General features: G+C 68.3%; 4 protein-coding genes. 1 reads left to right on the forward strand and 3 read right to left on the reverse strand.

Features of this window, described 5'->3' with window-relative positions:
* The 3 genes from M3C25_RS12975 to lipB all read right to left on the reverse strand — a co-directional run.
* The coding region (locus M3C25_RS12975) for a DUF4191 domain-containing protein (RefSeq protein ID WP_259857202.1) at positions 1-700 on the reverse strand (700 nt) is incomplete at its 3' end.
* A gap of 64 nt (positions 701-764) precedes the next feature.
* Positions 765-1,805, reverse strand: a complete 1,041-nt coding sequence (lipA, locus tag M3C25_RS12980) for a lipoyl synthase (RefSeq protein WP_259857204.1) — start codon at positions 1,803-1,805, stop codon at positions 765-767.
* A 78-nt stretch (positions 1,806-1,883) separates the two neighbouring features.
* Positions 1,884-2,522, reverse strand: coding sequence for a lipoyl(octanoyl) transferase LipB (gene lipB / locus M3C25_RS12985; protein WP_102159976.1), 639 nt, complete (start codon positions 2,520-2,522; stop codon positions 1,884-1,886).
* Positions 2,523-2,676: 154 nt separating this feature from the next.
* On the opposite strand from lipB, the gene M3C25_RS12990 reads away from it, so the two are divergent.
* The gene (locus M3C25_RS12990; protein ID WP_259857207.1) at positions 2,677-4,275 is read left to right on the forward strand and encodes an ARC6/PARC6 family protein; all 1,599 of its coding nucleotides are present in this window, start codon (positions 2,677-2,679) and stop codon (positions 4,273-4,275) included.
* Positions 4,276-4,322: the final 47 nt, after the last annotated feature.

Below are 4,322 nucleotides of genomic sequence, written 5' to 3' on the forward strand. Positions count from 1 at the left end.
GCCGGGCCTTCATCGGGTCGATGCCCTTGGGGATCGGCGGGTTCTTCGTCACCGAGCCGAGAGCGGTCAGCCGGTTGCGCACAGCGAGGATCTCCGCCTTGTTCAGCTTGCGCGGCAGCCGGTGGACGGTGCGCACGATCTTGCTCATGGGGATCTGGCCGTCCTGGTCGCCGCCCTGCAGGGTGTAGATCGGCACATTGGGCAGCACGCGTTCGTGGCGTTTCTTCTGCTTGGCCAGCAGCTTCTCGACCCGGCCCTTGGGTCCTTCGCTCATGAGCACGACTCCGGCCTTGCCGGTGGAGCGGAAGACGAGGTCGCGGCTGCGCGGGTCGACGTCGACGGGCTGCTCATCCATCAGCCAGCCGCGCCGGCAGGTGTTGAGCACCGCACCGATCGCACCAGGCTGGCCCTCCATCTCCTTGAACGCGGCAGTCTCGGCGAAGCGGCCGAGCATGAACAGGGCCAGGAAGATGCCGAGCATGAGGCCCAGGAGCGTCCACAGCCAGATCGCGCCGAAGAGGAAGCCCACCCCGACGCCCAGGGCGGTGAGGCCGACGATCGCGGCGAGCATGAGCCAGACGGTGGCGGGGTTGTGCTTCTTCGACAGCTGCACAACCTGGCGCATCTGCGCGATGCGGCCCGGCTTGCTCGGATCCTTCGGCTTGCGCTTGAAAAAGCGGCGCGGCTTCTCTTCTGACATTCCTGTGCTCAATCAGCTTTCATTGGTGTGGCGGATGACGCCCCAGACGTGCTGGGCGGACAACCTAGAATTGTACCTCTTCGCCGGGTCCGAAGGTATTCACGACCGCCTGCGCTTCCTGCTTGGCCGGCATCTCCCGGTCGAGGTGCATCAGGTGGGCCGGGATCTCCTCACCGCGGCGGCGCATCGCCTGCGCCCACAGCCGGCCGGCCCGGTAGGACGAGCGCACGAGCGGGCCGCTCATGACGCCGGCAAAGCCGATCTCCTCACCGGCATCCCGCAGCTCGACGAAGTCCTGCGGCTTGACCCACCGCTCGATCGGATGGTGCCGCGGAGACGGGCGCAGATACTGGGTGATGGTCAGCAGGTCGGTGCCGGCATCGTAGAGGTCCTGCATCGCCGCGATGACCTCGTCATTCGTTTCGCCCATGCCGAGGATGAGGTTCGACTTCGTCACCAGCCCGGCATCGCGGGCCTTTGTGATGACCGACAGCGAGCGCTCGTAGCGGAAGCCGGGCCGGATCCGCTTGAAGATCCGCGGGACGGTCTCGACATTGTGGGCCAGCACTTCGGGCCGAGAGGAGAACACCTCGGCGAGCTGGTCGTCGTCGGAGTCGAAGTCCGGGATGAGCAGCTCGACACCGGTCTGGTGGCCATCCTCATGCTCGATCGCGTGGATGAGGCGCACCGTCTCGGCGTAGAGCCAGGCACCGCCGTCGTCGAGGTCGTCGCGGGCGACGCCGGTGATCGTCGAGTAGCGCAGGCCCATCGTCGCCACAGACTCAGCTACGCGGCGCGGCTCATCGGCATCGAAGTCGGCCGGCTTGCCGGTGTCGATCTGGCAGAAGTCGCACCGGCGGGTGCACTGCTCACCGCCGATGAGGAAGGTCGCCTCGCGGTCCTCCCAGCATTCGAAGATGTTCGGGCAGCCGGCCTCCTCGCACACTGTGTTGAGCTTCGAGGAGCGCACCAGGGACTTGAGCTCGGTGAATTCCGGGCCGATGTTGGCCTTCGCCTTGATCCAGGCCGGCTTCCTCTCGATCGGCGTCTGGGCGTTACGTGCCTCGACACGCAGCATCTTGCGTCCTTCAGGAGCAATCGTCACTGTGGGTCCTTCTCGTCGGTGGTCGTGCCTCGGGCAGATGCGCCGGCCGGCGCAGGTGGTGCGGGGGCTTCCATTGTCTCAGGCGCTGATGTGCCTGGCGAGCGCCGCTTCGACTGCTGGAGCGACGTCGGCGGGGGTGATGGTGCGGCCGGTTTCGGCGGCCAGGCTCGTGACTCCGGCGTCGGCGATGCCGCAGGGCACGATCGAGTCGAAGCCGGTGTTGTCGTTCGAGCAGTTGAGGGCCAGTCCGTGCATCGTCACGCCCTCGTGGATGCGGATGCCGATCGCCCCGATCTTGCGCTCCGGCTGCGTCTCCGTGGCGGCCAGCCACACGCCGGAGCGCCCGTCGACCTTCATCGTCTCGATGCCGAGGGACGCGCACACGTCGATGAGGGCGTCTTCGATCTGGTCGACGAAGAGCTTGACGTCCTTGGCGTCGTTGAGCCGGTAGATGAGGTAGACGACGAGCTGGCCGGGTCCGTGCCAGGTGATCTTGCCGCCGCGGTCGACGTCGATGACCTCTGTGCCGTCAGTCGGGCGCTCGTGGTCTTCGGTGCGCTTGCCTGCGGTGTAGACGGGGGAGTGCTCCAGGAACAGCAGGGTGGACTCGCGCGTGCCGGCGATGACCTCGGCGTGGTAGCGCTGCTGGAGATCCCAGGCGCTGCGGTAGTCGACGTAGTCGGGCGCATACCCGAGGCATTCCACTGTGAATGACATGCACTCACCCTATGCCGCACGCTGCAGGCGGGCAAAGCCGTGCGCAGCCGCCGCCGGCAGTTATCCACAGATCCGCAGAAGGCATCGAAACACGCGGATGCCCAGACGTAGCCTTGCCGCACAGCCCATCAGAACCACCGCAGACTGGAGGGACATGGCCGAGCAGACGTGGCACACCGTCGCCGAGGTGGCACCGGGGATCCGCCGCATCAGCACAGGGCAGCGCACCGCCTGGTTCCTGCCCGAGGGCGATGTGGCCGATATCACGCACCGGTGGCCGGGAATCGGCACCGCCGAGCTCACTGGCGGGCCGGTGAGCTGCGATCCTGCCGCCGTTCCCGAGGCGGAGGGCACCCGCGCAAGCGACGTCGCCTCAGTCGATGGGCAGCCCGCCCATGTGCTCGGCCAGCCGCGGCAGGCAGGCGGCAACGGGCTCATCGTGCCCCGCTTCCACGGCGGTCTGCTCGTCGATGCGCTGCGCAGGTATGCCGGGCTGACCCTCGGGCAGACTCTGGCGGTGCTCGGTGCCTGCCTGGAGGCGCTGTGTGCCGCCCCTGCACCGAGTTCCGGCCGGTTGCGCTGCCACCGCAGCGCCTTCGGCGTCGATGATGCCGGTGCCATTCACCTCGTGCCCGGCCATACGGTGCCGGTTGAGTCAGTGTCGAGCGAGGCGGTCGAGTTCGGTCAGCTTGCCTATCTGTGCCTGACCGGCCTGACATGGGAGGAGCACGGGGTGCCGGTGCCAGACCTCACCCCAGCCGTTCCGGAGCCGTTGGCCGGCATCATCATCGAACTGCTCGAAGCCGAACCCGGCGGCGGTCCCGCGCCCGGGCCCGAGCTGCTGACGAGGCTTGCGGCAATGGGCGAGCCGGAGCAGATTCCGTTCGTCCCCGTCGAGGCGGAGGTCTCGGTGTCCGAGGCGGTGACCGCCCAGCTGCGCGTCGACGCACGCGTCGCGTCGGCACTCACCGGCCGCTATGAGCGCAGCCGCGAGCGCACCTCAGGCGGCCGGCGTGAAGAAAGGGCTCGCCGGGCCGAAGACAGCACCAAGGGCAGCGGGATCGGCCGGCTGCGCGCCGCCGCCGGGCACACCGGACGCGACCGCATGCGCAGGAAGGACTCCACTCAGCACACCGCAGCCACGAAGCGCAAACGGCAGCAGAAGCGGCCTGCGCGGCAGGAACGAGACACCGGCTCGAGGGCGCTCCGGCTCCCGCGGCTGCCGTTGAACCGCACGATGCTCATCGGCGCTGCGGCCGCACTCGTGCTGAGCCTGTCGGGGATCGCGCTGCTCACCGGTCTCATCGATCCCGGAGGTGAGGCAGTCGCCCCGGGCAGTGCCGGCCATAACCCGCCCAGCGACCAAGCAACTGAAGGCCCTGCGGCGACCACCGCCTCGGGGCCGGAGAACCCCAAGGACGCGTTCGCTGCGCTCACCCGCAGACGCGAGCAGGCCTACCACCTCGGCGATGCCGCAGCGCTGGCGGAGCTGACGGTCGCAGGCTCCCCGGCAGCGGCAGCCGATGGCGCAGCCGACGTCGAGGCCTTCCAAGGCAGTGACATCAGCATTGACATCGAATCGGCTCAGATCACGCAGCAGGAGACGGACCGAGCCGAGCTCGACGTCGCCACACGGACGCAGGTGAGCGCACCGGATGGGTCCGGCCACGACTACGGCAGCGTGCGCATGCGCGTCGAGTTGCGCCGCGAGGACGGCAGCTGGAGGGTCTATGACGCGATCGAGCAGAGCTGAGACGGGCTGAGACGACACTGCGGGTGGGATGCCGGAGCATCCCACCC

It is taken from the genome of Brevibacterium luteolum (assembly GCF_025147615.1).
GTDB lineage: Bacteria > Actinomycetota > Actinomycetes > Actinomycetales > Brevibacteriaceae > Brevibacterium > Brevibacterium luteolum.

What these genes read in the sequence shown, in the direction of transcription:
- lipB (WP_102159976.1), bottom strand. Translation starts at nt 2,522, where the DNA reads ATGTCATTCACAGTGGAATGCCTCGGGTATGCGCCCGACTACGTCGAC.
- M3C25_RS12990 (WP_259857207.1), top strand. Translation starts at nt 2,677, where the DNA reads ATGGCCGAGCAGACGTGGCACACCGTCGCCGAGGTGGCACCGGGGATC.